Annotated in this window: 16 protein-coding genes; 13 read left to right on the top strand and 3 right to left on the bottom strand. The window is 59.5% G+C overall.

Translation table 11 applies throughout. From position 1 onward, the window contains the following. The first annotated feature begins 14 nt into the window (after positions 1-14). From tssE to DFS28_RS27295, 10 genes are all read left to right on the top strand, one after another. Positions 15-458 carry a type VI secretion system baseplate subunit TssE gene (tssE, locus tag DFS28_RS27340; RefSeq protein ID WP_111452264.1) on the top strand — a complete coding sequence of 148 codons (444 nt, stop codon included), beginning with the start codon at positions 15-17 and terminating at the stop codon, positions 456-458. Further along, positions 442-2235: a type VI secretion system baseplate subunit TssF gene (gene tssF / locus DFS28_RS27335; RefSeq protein WP_111452263.1), complete on the top strand. Its 1794-nt coding sequence runs from the start codon at positions 442-444 to the stop codon at positions 2233-2235. The genes tssE and tssF overlap by 17 nt, the downstream gene beginning before the upstream one ends. Beyond that, positions 2199-3224, top strand: a complete 1026-nt coding sequence (gene tssG / locus DFS28_RS27330) for a type VI secretion system baseplate subunit TssG (RefSeq protein WP_111452262.1) — start codon at positions 2199-2201, stop codon at positions 3222-3224. The genes tssF and tssG overlap by 37 nt, the downstream gene beginning before the upstream one ends. A gap of 2 nt (positions 3225-3226) precedes the next feature. Beyond that, a complete protein-coding gene (gene tssH, locus DFS28_RS27325; RefSeq protein ID WP_111452261.1) occupies positions 3227-5770 on the top strand; it encodes a type VI secretion system ATPase TssH in 2544 nt (847 codons plus the stop codon). A gap of 41 nt (positions 5771-5811) precedes the next feature. After that, positions 5812-6243 carry a hypothetical protein gene (locus DFS28_RS27320; protein WP_132834332.1) on the top strand — a complete coding sequence of 144 codons (432 nt, stop codon included), beginning with the start codon at positions 5812-5814 and terminating at the stop codon, positions 6241-6243. Positions 6244-6312: 69 nt separating this feature from the next. Further along, the gene (locus DFS28_RS27315; RefSeq protein WP_111452259.1) at positions 6313-6843 is read left to right on the top strand and encodes a hypothetical protein; all 531 of its coding nucleotides are present in this window, start codon (positions 6313-6315) and stop codon (positions 6841-6843) included. A gap of 49 nt (positions 6844-6892) precedes the next feature. Further along, positions 6893-7510, top strand: a complete 618-nt coding sequence (locus tag DFS28_RS27310) for a hypothetical protein (protein ID WP_111452258.1) — start codon at positions 6893-6895, stop codon at positions 7508-7510. Positions 7511-7601: 91 nt separating this feature from the next. After that, positions 7602-8183 (top strand): hypothetical protein, encoded by a 582-nt coding sequence (locus DFS28_RS27305; protein ID WP_111452257.1) that lies wholly within the window; start codon positions 7602-7604, stop codon positions 8181-8183. Between the two features lie 34 nt (positions 8184-8217). After that, the gene (gene tssI / locus DFS28_RS27300) at positions 8218-10227 is read left to right on the top strand and encodes a type VI secretion system tip protein VgrG (RefSeq protein ID WP_111452256.1); all 2010 of its coding nucleotides are present in this window, start codon (positions 8218-8220) and stop codon (positions 10225-10227) included. 12 nt (positions 10228-10239) lie between these two features. Continuing rightward, the gene (locus DFS28_RS27295; protein ID WP_111452255.1) at positions 10240-10782 is read left to right on the top strand and encodes a toxin-antitoxin system YwqK family antitoxin; all 543 of its coding nucleotides are present in this window, start codon (positions 10240-10242) and stop codon (positions 10780-10782) included. A gap of 199 nt (positions 10783-10981) precedes the next feature. Here the strand turns inward: DFS28_RS27295 and DFS28_RS27285 are convergent, their stop codons facing one another. Then, on the bottom strand, positions 10982-11377 hold the full coding sequence (locus DFS28_RS27285) for a DUF4280 domain-containing protein (RefSeq protein WP_111452254.1): 396 nt from the start codon (positions 11375-11377) through the stop codon (positions 10982-10984). Positions 11378-11566: 189 nt separating this feature from the next. Between DFS28_RS27285 and DFS28_RS27280 the strand changes: the two genes are divergently transcribed. The 3 genes from DFS28_RS27280 (at position 11567) to DFS28_RS27270 (ending at position 14733) form a co-directional block, all read left to right on the top strand. Next, positions 11567-12634, top strand: coding sequence for a phosphotransferase family protein (locus DFS28_RS27280; protein ID WP_111452253.1), 1068 nt, complete (start codon positions 11567-11569; stop codon positions 12632-12634). Positions 12635-12668: 34 nt separating this feature from the next. Then, positions 12669-13436, top strand: coding sequence for an SDR family oxidoreductase (locus tag DFS28_RS27275; RefSeq protein WP_008149805.1), 768 nt, complete (start codon positions 12669-12671; stop codon positions 13434-13436). A 181-nt stretch (positions 13437-13617) separates the two neighbouring features. After that, entirely contained in the window at positions 13618-14733 is a 1116-nt protein-coding gene (locus tag DFS28_RS27270; protein WP_111452252.1) for a Gfo/Idh/MocA family protein, read from the top strand. Between the two features lie 414 nt (positions 14734-15147). Here the strand turns inward: DFS28_RS27270 and DFS28_RS27265 are convergent, their stop codons facing one another. Together DFS28_RS27265 and DFS28_RS27260 are read right to left on the bottom strand one after the other, a co-directional pair. Further along, positions 15148-15396 (bottom strand): DUF1652 domain-containing protein, encoded by a 249-nt coding sequence (locus DFS28_RS27265; protein ID WP_111452251.1) that lies wholly within the window; start codon positions 15394-15396, stop codon positions 15148-15150. Positions 15397-15524: 128 nt separating this feature from the next. Beyond that, positions 15525-17021, bottom strand: a complete 1497-nt coding sequence (locus DFS28_RS27260; RefSeq protein ID WP_111452250.1) for a helix-turn-helix transcriptional regulator — start codon at positions 17019-17021, stop codon at positions 15525-15527. Positions 17022-17028: the final 7 nt, after the last annotated feature.

Raw genomic sequence — 17028 nt, 5'->3', positions numbered from 1 at the left:
CGGACGCGTCGGCCATGGCAGGCACCGGCATGCTCCCACCGTTGTTCGAGCGACTCGCCTCAAGCGAGGTCGACACCGTGCAGGTGTTCGACCGCCCGGGGTTGCTCGACTCGGTCCGCACGGAGTTGCTGCGCTTGTTCAACACCCGGCGCGGCCGACGCCCGCTGACCTCCCCACCGAGCATTCTCGACTACGGCATCGCTGACTGGACTGCATTGCAACAGCAGCGCAGCGATGACCGCCGTCAGTTGGCGCGGGAAGTGCGCGAGGCCATCAACCATTTCGAACCGCGCCTGCGCCTGGGCGAGGTTCAGGTCGATCCGGTGCCCGGTCATCCGCAGCAACTGTGCATTCGCCTGGTCGGTGAGTTGCGCAGTGGCCAGCAGCACTGGCCCGTGGCATTTGTCATCGAGAGGGCCAGCGATGGCCTTGAGGTGCGTCATGAGCGACTCGATTGACCCGCAACTGCTCGACTACTACCAACGCGAACTGACCTGGCTGCGCCACGCCGGAAGCATTTTCGCCGAGCGTTATCCCAAGGTCGCCCGGCGCCTGGAACTGTCACCCGGCGAATGCCCCGACCCGCATGTCGAACGGCTGCTGGAAGGTTTTGCGCTGCTGGCGGCGCGCCTGCAACGGCGGCTCGATGACGACTACGCCGAATTCAGCGACGCCTTGCTGGAACAACTTTACCCCTTGGCCATGCGCCCGCTGCCGTCCTGCGCGATCGTGCAGTTCGAACCGGACCCGAGCAAAGGCAATCTGGCTGGCGGCTATCCATTGCCACGGGACACACCGTTATTTGTCACCACCAGCAAGGGCGAAAGCATCCACTTTCGCACCAGTGCAGCCGTTCGATTGTGGCCGGTGGAAATCAACGAAGCGTTGCTGCTTGGCAGCGACGAAGCCCAAGCCCTGACCGGTGTGCCCCAGGCCCGTTCGGCGTTGCGCCTGAGTCTGCGTTGCCTGGGTGAAAGCCAATGGTCGGAGCTGAGCATCCAGCATCTGCGCATCCATCTGGCCGCGTCCCCGGTGATTAATGCCTGCCTGTATGACCTGCTCGGCGCCCACGCCGTGAAGGTGTTGGCCGGGCCGGCGGGAAGCGTGCCTTTGGTATTGGCAGGGCTGCCTGAGATCGTCGGGTTTGCCAGCGACGAAGTCCTGCTGCCCGACGAGGACGGTGTGCATCCCGGCATGCGCCTGCTCGCCGAGTACTTTGCCTTCCCGGACAAATTCAACTTCTTTGACCTGCCACTGGCCGGCGCCAGCAGCGACAGCCAGACGCTGTTTCTGTACATCGTCTTCGACTGCCCGCCGACCAGTCGCATGCACCTTCAGGCCAGCGACATCGCCCTCGGTTGCGCGCCGGTGATCAACCTGTTCCCGCGCACCTCCGAGCCCCTGCGTCCGGACGGCACCCGAAGCGAGTACCGCCTGGTGGCCGACAGTCACCGGGAAAACAGCGTCGAGATCCATAGCATCCGCGCGGTGCGCGCCACCACCCGCCAAGGCGTGCAACGGGTGCCGGCCTATTACGGCAGCCAGCATGGTGGCGGCGATAAACAGTGCTACTGGCATGCACGACGGGTCAGCGGCATGACCCCGAATCGGCTGGGCACCGACGTATTGGTGAGTCTGGTGGACACCCGGCTCGACCCTCTTGCCGAGGCCGTCGAATACAGCCTCACCGCCGAGTTGCTGTGCACCAATCGACACTTGGCCCAGAGCCTTGCGGCAGGTACGCCGTTGGGTTTTGAGCGACCGGGGCCGGTGGCCTGGGCACGCCTGCGCAACCCGCCGAGTCCGCAAAGTTTGCCGCGACTGGAGGGTGAATCGCGCTGGCGGCTGGTGTCGCAACTGACCCTCAATCATTTGTCGCTGGTCGAAGGACCGCAGGCGCTGGATGCGCTCAAGGAAATTCTCCAGCTGCACAACCTGCGTGACGAGGCCAGCGCCTTGCGGCAGATCGAGGGTTTGCTGAGCCTTGGCTGCGAGCGAGTGATCGGCCATGTCGGCGAAGACGCCTGGCGCGGTTGGCGCAATGGGTTGGAAGTGAGTTTGCAACTTGATTCGCAGCATTTTGTCGGCAGCAGCGCGGTGTTATTTTCGGGCGTGCTGGCGCAATTCTTTTCACTGTATGCCACGGCCAATCGCTTCGTGCGCACGGTCCTGGTCCAGTCAGACAAGGAGGTGAAAACATGGCAACCCCAAGCCGGCATGCCGCTCTCCCTCTAAACCTGAGTGAAAAACTACGACGCGATCCGCAAGCATTTGAACTGTTGCAGGCGCTCTTGCTGCTGGAGCGTGAACATCCGCAAGCCGAATCCCTCGGTAGCGGCACCTCACCCCAGGCGGAAGCCATTCGCCTGCGCGGGCCGTTGACGCCGTTGTTTGCTGCCAGCGAAATCGAAAGCCTGACCCAGCAACCCGGCGAGCCTCCGATCCTCTGCACACCGGTGTTCGGCCTCGGTGGCCCTGACGGCCCCCTGCCCTACGCCTATCAGGAATGGCTGCAACAACGGGCTCGAGCCAAGGATCATGCACCGGCCGAGTTCCTCGACCTGTTCCAGCATCGCTTGCTGAGCCTGTTGTACAAGGTAATGCGCAAACACCGGATTGCCGTGGGGTTCACCGTCCCCGGCGCCTCGGCGGTTCAGGCTCAGTTGAGGGCGCTGACCGGGTTGTTGCCCAAATCCTTGCAAGAACGCCAAGCCGTGCCCGACTCTGCCGTGCTGGCGTGTAGCGCACTGTTCGCCGACGGCCGCCGCTCCCTCGCGGGTTTCGCTGCCATTGTGCGCGAGCACTTCGAACTGCCGGTGGAACTCAGCGCCTACGAAGGCGCCTGGCGCGAGATCCCGCCCGCTAGCCGCAGCCGCATGATCCCGGGCGGGCGCAACCTGCAACTGGGCCGCACAGCCGTGGCCGGCACTCGGGTCTGGGATGAGCATGCCGGCTACCGCCTGACCCTTGGCCCGTTGACCTCGGCCCAGGCTGCACGGTTTTTACCGGATGGCGAATCGCACCCGGCGCTGGCCAGCCTCAGCGCGCTGTATTTCGGCCCGGACCTGGATTGCACTCTGGTGTTGCTGGTGCGCGGCGCAGGCCCGATGAAACTCGGTCGCGAGGCGCCGCCGCTGCTCAGCTGGAACGGCGGTTTGCAACGTCAGACCAACCTCGGCGTGCAACGCATCGAAACCCGTCTTCGTCAGCTGGAGATTACCTGAACATGGAACTGGCCAGTCTGATCGGACGCCTCAACCCGGACAATCGCCGCGCCCTGGAACGGGCAGCGCAACGCTGTCTGCAACGGGGTCATCACTATGTCGAAATCGAGCATTTGTTGCTGGAACTGCTGGACATCGAGGGCGGTGACTTTGCCTATCTGCTGCCACGCTTCGGTCTGGAGCGCGACGCCCTGACCGCAGAAATCAACAAGGCCCTGGAGTTGTTCAAATCCGGCAGCACCCGCACTCCGGCGCTGTCGACGCACACCACCGGTCTGCTGGAAGATGCGGTGGTCCAGGCCAGCGTACTGGGGCTGGACAGCATTCGCTCGGGCTTGTTGCTACTCGCTTTGATCGACCGCGATGAACGCCGCAGCCTGCTGCTCAACAGTGCTTCATCGCTGTTGAAGATTCCCCGGGAGGCGTTGCGCAGCAACCTGCTGGAATGGACCGAAAGCTCTCGCGAGCACGTCGGCGGCCCGCGTCCTGTCGTGGCTGGCCATTCAGCGCCAAAACAGGATTCAGTACTCGATCAGTACACTCAGGACCTGACTGCCGATGCCCACGCCGGGCGTATCGACCCTATCGTCGGGCGGGATGGCGAGATCCGTCAATGCATCGACATCTTGCTGCGGCGTCGGCAGAACAACCCGATCCTGGTGGGTGCTCCGGGTGTCGGTAAAACCGCCGTGGTCGAAGGCCTGGCCCTGCGCATCGCCGCCGCAGACGTGCCGCCGTCGTTGCAGGAAGTCAGCCTGCGGGTACTCGACCTCGGGCTGTTGCAGGCCGGTGCCGGGGTCAAGGGCGAGTTCGAACAGCGACTCAAAGGCGTGATCGACGCCGTGCGCAGCGCGGAAAAACCGATCATTTTATTTATCGACGAAGCCCACACCCTGATCGGCGCCGGTGGCGCAGAAGGTGGCAGCGACGCGGCCAACCTGCTGAAACCGGCTCTGGCCCGCGGCGAGTTGCGCACCCTGGCCGCCACCACGTGGCTGGAGTACAAAAAATACTTCGAGAAAGACCCGGCCCTCGCCCGGCGTTTTCAGCTGGTGCAAGTCGAAGAACCGGATGAAATCACCGCCGTGGAAATGCTCCGTGGCGTTGCCGCCAAACTGGAGCAGCATCACGGTGTGCAAGTGCTGGACGCCGCGATTCATGAAGCGGTGAAACTGTCCCATCGCTACATTTCCGGACGCCAGTTGCCAGACAAGGCCATCAGCGTGCTTGACACCGCGTGCGCCCGGGTTGCCCTCGGCCAGCACGACGTGCCGCCGCCGTTGGAAAGCCTGCGTCATCGCCAGAACAGCCTCAAGGATGAAGTCGAACGCCTGCGTCGCGAACAAGCCACCGGGCTCGATCACCGTGAACGCATCACCCTGCTGGAAACCGAATCCGTCGCCAATGTGCAGGCCATTCGCGAACTGGAAGTGCGCTGGAATGAAGAACGGGTCGCCGTGCGCGAACTGCTGGAAACCCGCCGCGAGTTGCTCGCCTTGAGCGAACGCGCCGACAGCGACAAACCGGACGAAGGCACCGACAGCCGCATTGATCACCTGGCCGCCGAACTGGTGCGGCTGGAAGCCGGACTCGACGCGATTCGCCAGGATGACCCACTGGTGCCGGAACAGGTCGACACCAAAACCGTCGCCGCCGTGATCGCCGGCTGGACCGGTATCCCGGTGGGCAAAATGCTCGCCGACGAAGCTCACGCCGTGCGCACCCTCGGCCAGCGTATGGGCCAACGGGTGATGGGCCAAAGCATCGCGCTGGGCACCATCGCCCAGCGCTTGCAAGCCTACCGCGCCGGCCTCACCGACCCGCAGAAACCGGTCGGCGTGTTCCTGCTGGTCGGTCCCACGGGCGTCGGCAAAACCGAAACCGCTTACGCCTTGGCCGATGCGTTATATGGCGGCGAACGCAACCTGATCAGCATCAACCTTTCCGAGTACCAGGAAGCCCACACCGTCAGCCAACTCAAAGGCGCCCCACCCGGCTACGTCGGTTATGGCAGCGGTGGCGTGCTGACCGAAGCGGTGCGGCGCAAACCCTATTCGGTGGTGCTGCTCGACGAAATCGAAAAGGCCCACCCGGATGTACTCGAAGCCTTCTACAACGTCTTCGACAAAGGCGTCATGGAAGACGGAACCGGGTTAGTGGTGGATTTCAAAAACACCGTGATGCTCGCCACCAGTAACGTTGGGGCTGAGTTGTTGCTTGATACGCCGGTGGCGCAACTGGGTACCGATGCGTTTAACGAAGCGCTGCATAAAGTGCTGCTGCAAGCGTTTCGACCGGCGTTTCTCGCTCGCATGACGGTGGTGGCGTATCGACCGCTGGATGAGGCGACGCTGGAAGGAATTGTGTTGGCGAAGCTGGAGAAATTGCGTGGCCGGTATAAAGCGGCGACGGGCAAACAGTTCGAGTTTGATGCCGGGATTGTGCAGGCGGTGTTGGCCAAGTGCAGTGCCGCGGGTGCACGGGATGTCGAGAATGTGTTGATGACCCAGGTGACGGGAAAGTTGGCGGAGTGGGTGTTGGAATAACGTCCCCCTCTGTTCAAACGCTGAATTTCGAGAGAGCAGACATGACAGTTCAAGTCGTACTTCATACGTTAACGGCCGTAAAACAAACGCCACCCACCTGGAAACAGGACAAAAAAACCTATGAAACAGGGAATAAAAGAAACCCCTGCGAACACGCTGAAATGCTGGCCTTCAATGCAAGAGGCGGCGCCAACATCATCTACCTGGCGCAAAACGCATTTCCCTGTCAGACCTGTCACGACTTCCTGATCGCCAATAGCGCGACGTGCAAAGTCATTATCAACATTCAGGCCGATGAAGGTTCGTACAGCCTGGATCACAAGAAAAAACTGGGTGTAGCCACAGTGACAGTGCCCTATACCTTCTACTACCCAGGCACCACTGCCGGAACAGCGAAGATGGTCGCGGGCAGCAATGTTGCGGACGCACCCGCCGGATTTCCGGCGATTCCGGCCTTTACCGCCTATTGGTAAGTGCGGCAAAGGGGACAGATTTATTTGTATCGAACCCCCCTTTTTAATTAAAGACATGGAGCCTTGGTTATGACTTACGACATTTACCAAGTAAAACAGGAACATTACGTCGAGGCCGCGAAAGCTTTCATCCTCCAGGTAAATGCTTTAATCAAAAGCAAAACGGTGATTGACCAGCGAGCCATCCAGGCAAACGACGCGCTCAACATTGCAGAATCATATTTGACCGACGGCGACGGGGTATTCAAATTTATTGCGCTGACCAAAGCAGGCGGAAGTGTTGCAGGACTGATGACACTAAAGGTCCAGGACACCGACGTTAAGGTGGAAGATCTTTGCGCCAGTCCAACCCTGCCAGGAACGGGGACAGAACTGATAGAACGTGCCGTTCAGTTTTCCGAGCGCAGAGGAAAAAATGGATGCTTGACCTTAACCGACATGAGCAAACCAAAAGTGGAAGGTGGCAAGACATTTTATGGCGCGTTGGGTTTCATCGGGCCACCTGGCGACCTTAAAAGAACACTGAACCCCAATGCCAATCCGGGAATATGGACCCCACTCCAAAAACAGAGCGGCAAATCATGGATCAAGAAAAAATGACATTTGTCGCCTGAAAAAGAGACGGATTTAATTTTCAAGGAGTTCCCTCATGCGCCCAGTATTGCAACTACGCACCCAAAACGCCTACAACTGTGGTGCCTTCTCCATCTGGATGGCTTTGGAATCGATATATGGCATCGATAATAACCTCATTACCGCCATAGAAAAAAAAGCAAAAGTCTTTTCAAACAGCGCGGGAGGATTGTTTCGATATTACGAAATAATGAAAGTTATCTTATCACTCGACTACAACGCCGAGGCTGTCAGTTTCCACGACCGTATATCCTTTATAAATGGTCTCAACGCTCACGCTAACGACGCTATTCTGATCGCGTACTCGTTTTATGGATTGGATGGAAGAGTTCAGTCAGAACATGTAGCTGCCGCCAGTGCTCACTGGAGCGTGGCGGACCGCTGCGAGGGCGGTTACATACGGCTTGCCAACCCTCATGGAAACTGGAAATGGATCAGTGTCGACACCATTGTCAGAGCCAACCTGGACTTGGGAAATGGGAATTTCCACTGGGCCGAATTTGTTGACGAATACGAAAATACCGCCACGTTCAATCAAGAAACTACTCTGTACACAACCAGTGCTGCTGACTTACAAAATCGAGTTCACGAGCAGACCGATCTCAGCGGCTATTTCATTGCCATCAAAGGTTAAAAAAGAAACCGAAGAAGAGAAAAAGGGGACGACATAGATGGCAGGCAAATTGACGGAGTGAAGTGACCGGAGTTTTCAACAGGAGATGGGCATGACAGAAATACACAAGGTCGGTCGTTACTCAGGCGGCAATGTGGCAATGACAGGGGCAAATCCCCTGTACGCCACCTGGCTGGCGGCCAACCAGGCCACGAATGGCGGGACCATTCCCGACCTGGCCAGTATTTGCCATGAGTCCTCTTCAAACCGCCGCGCTCTGGCTGGGTCGGGGGCGTCTCATGGGACCTGTTTCGCCCTGGTCGAACATTTCGATGCCGCACGGGGCGTGCTGATGTACAAATTCGGCGACAGCGCATTGAAGCTGGATCTTCTCGGCAACTACACCACCACGACCAAGAAAGTCGTAACGACCCTGCGCGGGCATGCGGAAATCAGTGCATTGGTCCAGGCGATCAATAGCGTCGCCCTTCCGGACGGTGATTACAGCAACTTCGTCACCCGTATCTATATCGAACTGAGCCCCTGTCAGCTTTGTGGACCGCAACTCGCTCCCTATGTCGCAAATTCGGTATTGATGTACAGCTACGACTATGGACAAGACCGCGACATGGATGCGTGGGTCAGTGATAACCAGGCTTCAATCCATGAAAGAGGTGGCACGTTCAAGTGGTAAGCCTTCCCCTTGTCCACCCCCCTGAGGCCATTCAATGCCCCGTACCACCGACAGCAATACCAGCCTCTCCCTCACCGCCGCTTCGCTGTCGGCGCTTTACCCTGAGTCATTGTCCGGCGAAGAAACCCTCAACGCGCTGGGTACACAAACCCTCAACGGCCTCAACGACGGCGCCTCCCTTGCCCTGACCACCGCCGTCGCCACCCACGTCACCACCACCCTGCACAATGATGCTCTGCTCCGCCCGTTCGATGCATTGGTCGCGGAAATCCGCCAACTCCCCGCCGATGCCACCGCCGAACGTTATCAACTGGTGTTAAGACCATGGCTCTGGTGGCTGACCCTGGCCAGCAACAACCGTGTGTTTCAGAACCTTGCGACCTCGGACATCGTCACCACGATTTTCAAGGCCCATGGTTTTACCGATTTCAAACTGTCCCTGACCGGCAGCTACACCCCGCGCGAGTATTGCGTGCAGTACGGCGAGACCGATTTCGCCTTCGTTTCGCGGTTGCTGGAAGAGGAAGGGATTTTCTGGTTTTTCACCCACGATGACGGCAAGCACACGCTGGTACTCGGGGACAGCAACGACGCTTTCCCGCAGATTCCCAACGGGCCGAAGGTCACCTATCTCGGTCAGCAACTGGGCGAGCGCGAGCTGCATGGCATCCGCTCCGGCCAGGTGTGCATGCAAGCCGTCGCCGGGGTGTATCGGGCGACGGATTATGAGTTCACCACGCCGACCACGTCGCTCTACGGCCAGGCTGAAGCGGTGGCAGGGCCGCTTTCGATGTACGAGCATCCGGGTGGCTATAACGCCAAGGCTCGCGGCGATGCGCTGACCAAGCAGCGGGTCGATGGGTTGCGCAGTCAGGAGAAGCGTTTTGTCGGTGAAAGCGACTGCCGTTGGCTGGTGCCGGGGCACTGGTTCACCCTTGCTGGGCATGACGACGCGACGTTGAACATCGATTGGGTGGTGACAGCAGTTACCCACGAAGCCAGTCACGAGGATTATCGCAATCGCTTCGAAGCCATACCCAAAGCCACGCCGTTTCGCCCGGCGCGAACCACGCCCAAACCACGGATGCATACGCAAACCGCTATCGTCGTCGGCAAGTCCGGCGAAGAAATCTGGACCGACGAATACGGCCGCATCAAGTTGCAGTTCCCTTGGGACCGCGATGGCAAGAACGACGAAGCCAGTTCCTGCTGGGTCCGGGTGGTGCTGCCCTGGAGCGGCAAGGGCTTCGGCATGCAGTTCGTCCCGCGCATCGGCCAGGAAGTGATCGTGACCTTTATCGATGGCGACCCGGACCGGCCGCTGGTGACCGGTTGCGTCTACAACGGTGACAACGCCCTGCCCTATGCGTTGCCGGCGAACCAGACCCAGTCCGGGATCAAGACCCAATCGTCCAAGGGTGGCGGTGGATTCAACGAGTTGCGCTTCGAGGACAAGAAGGACGCCGAAGAGGTTTTTCTCCAGGCGCAGAAGGATTTCAAGATCAACGTACTCAACGACACCACCGCCACCGTCGGCCACAACGAAACCCTGACGGTGCAGAACGCCCGCACCCGCACGGTGAAAGAAGGCGACGAGACCGTGACCCTGGAGAAAGGCAAGCGCAGCGTGACCATCCAGACGGGGAGCGACAATCTGGATGTGAAGGACAGTCGCACAGTGACCGTCGGCGCTGACCAGACCCACAGCACCGGTGGTAATTACACGCACAAGGTCACCGGCGACTACAGTCTGACGGTGGACGGCAACCTGACGATCAAGGTGACCGGTACCCTGTCCCTGCAAAGCGGCGGTAGTTTCACGATCAAAAGCGGCGCCGATCTGGCGGCCGAGGCCAGCACCTCGATCAGCCAGAAAGCCGGCACCTCCGTGAGCAATCAGGCCGGTACTTCATTGGAAAACAAGGCTGGCACGACAATGACCAATGATGCAGGGATCAGCCTGACCAACAAGGGCGCCGCTTCGCAGACCGTGGATGGCGGCGGCATGCTGACGATCAAGGGTGGTCTGGTGCAGGTCAACTGACAAGGAGAATCCATGGCCATCACGCCGCTGGACTTGCAGCAGAACGATAAACAGCTCAAAGGTCGCTTGCTCGATGGCAGGCTCGACGGTGCGTTGCACATCAAGGATGACGGGCGCGCGCAGGCTGATTTGCACTACAGCCAGGGCGAGCTGCAAGGCACTACCCTGCTCTATCACCCCAACGGCAAGGTCTCGGCGCAACTGCCGTTTGTTCGTGACAAGCTGCAGGGGATCGCCAGTTTCTATGCGCCGCAGGGCTGGCTACAGCGCAAGGCGACTTACCGCCGAGGGCTGCTGCATGGAGAGGCGTTCAATTACTTTCCCCATGGGCAACTGGCCGAGGCGGAGTTCTACCGCGATGGCGTGCGCGAGGGGCGGTATCAGCGCTTTCATCCCAACGGTCAACCGGCCGTGGAGGCCCGTTATCTCAACGGTCAACTGCTGGAGCCGGAACAGGGTTTTGCTGCTGATGGGCGACCGCTGGACGCCGAGGGTAAGCCGATTTCCAGAGTTCGCTGGTGGTTCAGACGCTGGAGTGATCCGGCCGAGGCCTGACGCCTTGTATTGGCTGAGATGCCCCCATCGCGGGCAAGCCCGCTCCCACAGTGATCACTGTTGTTCACAAATACTGCATTAACAGCAGATCCCCTGTGGGAGCGGGCTTGCTCGCGATGAGGCCCTCACATTCAACATCAATGTCGCCTGACACGCCGCCTTCGCGAGCAAGCCCGCTCCCAAAGTTTGATCGTGTGAGTCAGGGAATCAGCATTTGCATCTGCCCCGGCATCACAATCTTGATCACCCCGGCCCAGTTGCACATCAGCGTGCTGTTGGCATCGATGGCCGGCATACCGCCCAGCAGCAGGGTCGGCGCGCCACCGGGAATCCAGGGGGTGGCGGTGGCCGGGATGCAGGGCATCGGCGTCAATACGCCAAGCGCTGCGGCGGTGGCGGCCGCGACCATCGGGTTGGCCATGCTCATGCACGTGCCGAACGGCATGACGTTGACCAGCGGGATGTGATCCATGATGTTCGCCGCCGGCATGCCTGCGGTCAGCATGCGATTCACCGGCAGTACGTTGAGCACGGCTGGCGCCGCGCCGAAGCTGCACTGCAGGGTTGCGGTGGCACAGACTTGCGGACAACCCATTTCAAACCTCCTTCCTGGAAGTACCCTCCCCTGAACCATAGTCCGCCGAGGCTGCTTTCGCACATCAGGAACGTTGATTATCCAGCAACACGCTAACCTATAAGACCGTGCCACGCTTGTGGCTCCCCCCGGCGCACCATTAGATTAGCCAATGATGTCTGGCCTCCAAAATAAGCAGAAGGGATAAGCATGGCGCTTACTGACCAGTCCACCCGTATCCGCACCGGCGAAGAGCTCGATGCCAGCCTGATCGATCCGTACCTCAAGGCCCACATTCCGGGCCTGAGTGGTTTGCCGCAGATCAGCCAGTTCCCGGGCGGTGCGTCGAACCTCACCTACTTGCTCGAATACCCCGAACAGGAGTTTGTCCTGCGTCGCCCGCCGTTTGGCCACAAGGCCAAGTCTGCCCACGACATGGGCCGCGAATTTCGCATCCTCAATCAGCTCCGGGACGGCTTTCCGTACTGCCCGAAAGCCTACGTGCACTGCACCGATGAATCGGTGATCGGCGCCGAGTTCTATGTGATGGAGCGGGTCAAGGGGATCATCCTGCGCTCCGAACTGCCCCCGGAACTGGGTCTGGATTCGGCGAAAACCGAAACGCTGTGCAAGAGCTTCATCGACAAATTCGTTGAACTGCACCGGGTCGACTACAACGCCTATGGCTTGGGTGACCTCGGCAAACCCGAAGGCTATGTCGCGCGGCAGATCAAAGGCTGGAGCGATCGCTACGAGAAAGCCCTGACCCCGGACGCGCCAAAATGGGAAGCGGTCAAAACCTGGCTCAATGACAAGATGCCGGCCGATCACCCAACCTCCAGCATCGTCCACAACGACTACCGCTTCGACAACGTGATCCTCGACCCGAACAACCCGATGGACATCATCGGCGTGCTCGACTGGGAACTGACCACCCTCGGCGACCCGCTGATGGACCTGGGCAACACCCTCGCCTACTGGATCGAAGCCGACGACCCGGCACCGGTGCAATTGATGCGCCGCCAACCGAGCCACGCCCCGGGGATGCTGACCCGCCGTGAGTTCGTCGATTACTACGCCGAGCGTTCAGGCATCCAGATCGACAACTTCGACTTCTACTACACCTACGGCCTGTTCCGCCTGGCCGGCATCGTGCAGCAGATCTACTACCGCTTCTTCCATGGTCAGACCCAGGACAAACGCTTCGCACAGTTCATTCACATGAACAAACTGCTGGAGCAGATGAGCCTGCAAGTCATTTCAAAATCCAGCCTCTGATCACGCCACTGGCCCCCAATAACAAGGAAAAACCATGTCCAAGACTCAGTTGTTCGACCTCGACGGCAAAATCGCATTCGTGTCTGGCGCCAGCCGTGGTATCGGTGAAGCCATCGCCAAACTGCTGGCCCAGCAAGGCGCACACGTCATCGTCTCGAGCCGCAAACTCGACGGCTGCCAGCACGTGGCCGATGCGATCATCGCCGCTGGCGGCAAAGCCACTGCGGTGGCTTGCCACATTGGTGAAATGGAACAGATCAGCCAAGTCTTCGCCGGCATCCGCGAACAGTTCGGGCGCCTGGACATCCTGGTCAACAACGCAGCGACCAACCCGCAGTTCTGCAACGTACTGGACACCGACCTCAGCGCGTTCCAGAAAACCGTCGACGTGAATATCCGCGGCTACTTCTTCATGTCGGTGGAAGCCGGCAAGCTGATGCGCGAAAACGGCGGCGGCAGCATCATCAACGTCGCCTCGATCAACGGCATCTCGCCGGGAATCTTTCAGGGCATCTACTCGGTGACCAAAGCGGCGGTCATCAACATGACCAAAGTGTTCGCCAAGGAATGCGCGCAGTTCGGCATCCGCTGCAACGCCCTGCTGCCGGGCCTGACCGACACCAAATTTGCTTCGGCGCTGGTGAAAAACGAGGCTATTTTGAACACCGCATTGCAACAGATTCCACTCAAGCGTGTGGCGGACCCGAGTGAGATGGCGGGAGCAGTGTTGTATCTGGCCAGTGATGCGTCGAGTTACACCACTGGGGTTTCGTTGAATGTGGATGGTGGATTCTTGTCCTGATCCGATTTACCGGATGAACAAAAGGCAGCCTTCGGGCTGCCTTCTTTTTTTGCGCTAATGATCGTTCACAGAGCGTGGGAACGATCGCGCTAAAGAATATTAATTCCACCATTTGCAAATAAGGAATATTTATTCCATAAATAGCCCCTCCTGAAAACAAAATCCCAAAAGGACCCCGGCTATGCGTGAACTCGGTATCGGACTCATCGGCACAGGTTTCATGGGCCGCGCCCATGCCTTGGCGTTTCGCAACGTCAGTGCGGTTTTCGAACTGCCCCTCAAGCTCAAACTCGCCGCCCTGGCCGACGCCGATCCGCAGCGTGCCCGCCACTGCGCCGACGCCTGGGGTTTCGACACCGCGCATAGCGACTGGCAGCAACTGATCGATGACCCCAAGGTCAATCTGATCGCCATCACCACACCCAACCACCTGCATTACCCCATGGCCATGGCCGCCCTCGCCGCCGGCAAGCCGGTGTATTGCGAAAAGCCGTTGGCGGTGAATCTGCAACAGGCCGACGCCATGCGTCTGGCGGCCAAAGCGGCGGGCGTGGTGACGCGGGTGGGTTACAACTATCAGCACAACCCGATGATCGGGCTGGCTCGGGAGCTGATTGAAAACGGCGACTTGGGTCAGATCATCAGTTTCCAGGGCGAATTCAGCGAAGACTTCATGGCCGATCCCGCGTCGCCCTGGTCGTGGCGTTGCGATGCCGATCATGCCGGTGGCGCACTGGCCGATCTGGGCAGTCACTTGTTGGCCATGGCCCGCTATCTGGTGGGCGATGTCGAGGCAGTGAGCGCCGACACCCAGACCGTGCACCGGCAACGTCCCGCCACGGCGGGCAGCCCGGAACAACGCAGTATCGCGGTCGACGATCAGGTCCACGCCTTGTTGCGATTTGCCAACGGCGCCCGTGGCACGTTCAGCAGCAGTTGGCTCAAGCACGGCTACAAGAATCACTTGAGTTTTGAAATCAGCGGCACCCGAGGGACGTTGGTGTTCGATCAGGAGCGCCTGAATGAACTGCGTCTGTTTCGTGCCGGCCAGGACGGTTTCCAACGCTTGCTGGCAGGGCCGAATCTACCGGGTTATGCGGCGTTCAGTCCGGCGGCAGGGCATCAGTTGGGTTACAACGAACTCAAGACGCTGGAAGTCCATGATCTAGTAATGGCGCTGGCAGGCTTGTCTCAGGGTGGAACGGATTTCGAACAGGCGTGGGAAGTCGAACGCCTGGCGACGGCGATCCGGTTGGCAGCGCGGGAGTCGCGTTGGGTCAGGATCGAGGAAGTCTGAGCAAAACGCGCGGACACCCGCCAGCAGCACAGTGCCGCTGGCGGTTCAGCGTGAGCCGATGGATGCTTATTGAGTGACGCAACGAGTGAGCGTCGTTTCCCGGGTCACCTGCCCCTCAGCCCTCACATCGCCTTGTACATCGGTGTTTTCAGTGGTCTGGCAGGTGCGCACAGGGGGTGGAGGCGGCGCAGCAGGAGGTGGCGGTGGCGGACTCGCACAACCCCCGAGAATCGCCATGCAGAGTGCGAACGACAGTGTTGTAAAAGTGCATTTCCCAAGACTTTTCATAAGTTGACCCGCGGTAAGTGATCGACATGTTCCGCGACCCAACACTCTCACCGCGTACCCGCGGACCGGTCACAGAAAAAATACTCTCGTATTCCTTATACGACCGTCGGCAAAACCTGACAGTTCCTAAGATGTCTCGCGACAACGCAACGTGTTGCTCTCAAGTTCATAACGCAGCTCTTCGATCAACGCTGCCACCGCCTCCGGCGTTCTGAGGTTGGCCACGCTCAACCCACTGACCACCAGATCCACCTGCCCCGACACCGGATGATAGAGCTTCACCGTCAGTGAATGTTCACCCGTAACCTTGCACTCACAGGCCAACGGCGAAAAGCTCCGCTCCAGTTGCATACGCAATTGCGTCACATAAATCATCTGGCAGTTCCTGTCGCTGTTTTGAATGGACGCGATACCCGAAGACCTGTATCGCACCCTTACAGCCTAAGAACTGCCGCCCCCGTCCAGAACATCAATTTGCACCCCGTCGAGTAGTGCATTTGCACCTAACGCTGAGCCTTGGGCCGCCACTCGCTGGAGAACAAACCGCGCTCGCGAGCCCAGACAATCGCCTCGCTACGACTGTGAACATCGAGCTTGGAATACACCGTCGAGACATGGTTGCGCACCGTATTCGGTGCAAGTTTTAGCCGTGCAGCGATCTCCTTGTCGGCCAGGCCTTCGCAAATCAGGCCAAGCACGTCACGCTCGCGGGCAGTCAGGTCGGTGAAAGACACACTAGGCAGCAGCGGCGAATTGACGTTTTTCACGTTAGCGAGTTTTTCGATGAGCGTGCGGCTGAACCAGGAGGCGTCTTTCATGACCTCTTCGATCGCCGACACCAACTCCAGCTCTGTGCGTTTACGTTCGGTGATGTCCATAAACACCAGCAGGTAGCAGGGCCGGTCCTGAATGTTCACGGTGTCGGCCGAGACCGCACAATCGATCAGCCCGGCGCCTTTCTTGCGTACCCGGACATCGACACGATCCACGCTTCCGTTTTTTTCCAGCGCCGTAAACAGTCGCGCGCGGGCACCTGTGTCATCAATAAAATCGATCTGCGTTACCGATTTACCAAGCACTTCCTCACTGGAATACGCGAGCGTATCGAGGAAGGCTTCATTGACGTCCATCACCACCTGATCGACGGCGTTGCACACCAGGATCGGCACAGGGGTCAGTCGAAAAGCCTTGGCAAAACGTTCCTCGCTCTGGCGCAGGGCGACTTCGGCTTTATGCCGAGGCTCGATGTCGACGAAGGAAAACAGCATGCAGGCTTCGTCGTTCAGTTCAAGGGGCTGGCCAGCGACGATCACCTGTTTGCTGCCACCTTCGGCTAACTGCAACTGCGCCTGCATTTGCGGAATGGTCACCCCTTCGCGCAACCGCTGCTTGGCCAGGTCTCTGTTTTCGGCGCCCTCCAGCACGTCCAGTTCATAGGTCGAACGGCCGATCACCTGATCACGGGTATAGCCGGTCATCTCCAGGAAGCCCGGGTTGACCTTGATGTAGCGTAAATCGCTGAGGCGACAGATCACCGCCGGGGCCGGGTTGGCATTGAAGGTTTTTTCGAAACGCTGTTCGGCGCTGGCCCACTCCGTGACATCGTTCATGATCAGCACCAGCGACTCCGGCTTGCCAGCGCTGTCGGCCAACACCATGCTGCGCACGCTGTGAACCCAGGTGCGCTCTTCGTCGTCGGCAGGCGTCACCTCAACCAACACATCACTGAAGGACTCGCCTCGGGCGACGCGGCTGATCGGATAATTGTCGGTCTGAACCGGGTGATTATTTCGATAACGCAAGGCGAAGCGCTTGGCGTACTCCCTGGCATCCGCCCCCAGCTCGCTGAGTTGCCCGACGCCGTGCATGGCCAACGCGGCGTCATTGGCCCAGAGAAGGGTCTGGTCGAGCTCCAGCAAAATCACCCCATCGGACAGGCCGGCGATGATCTGCTGCAACTGACGGCGATTGGTTTCGGTGGTCAGGACGTCCTGGCTCATTGGATCT

The organism is Pseudomonas sp. 478 (genome assembly GCF_003254125.1).
GTDB lineage: Bacteria > Pseudomonadota > Gammaproteobacteria > Pseudomonadales > Pseudomonadaceae > Aquipseudomonas.
The sequence above is the reverse complement of the archived record's forward strand: the minus strand, read 5'-3'. Positions and strand labels throughout refer to the sequence as shown.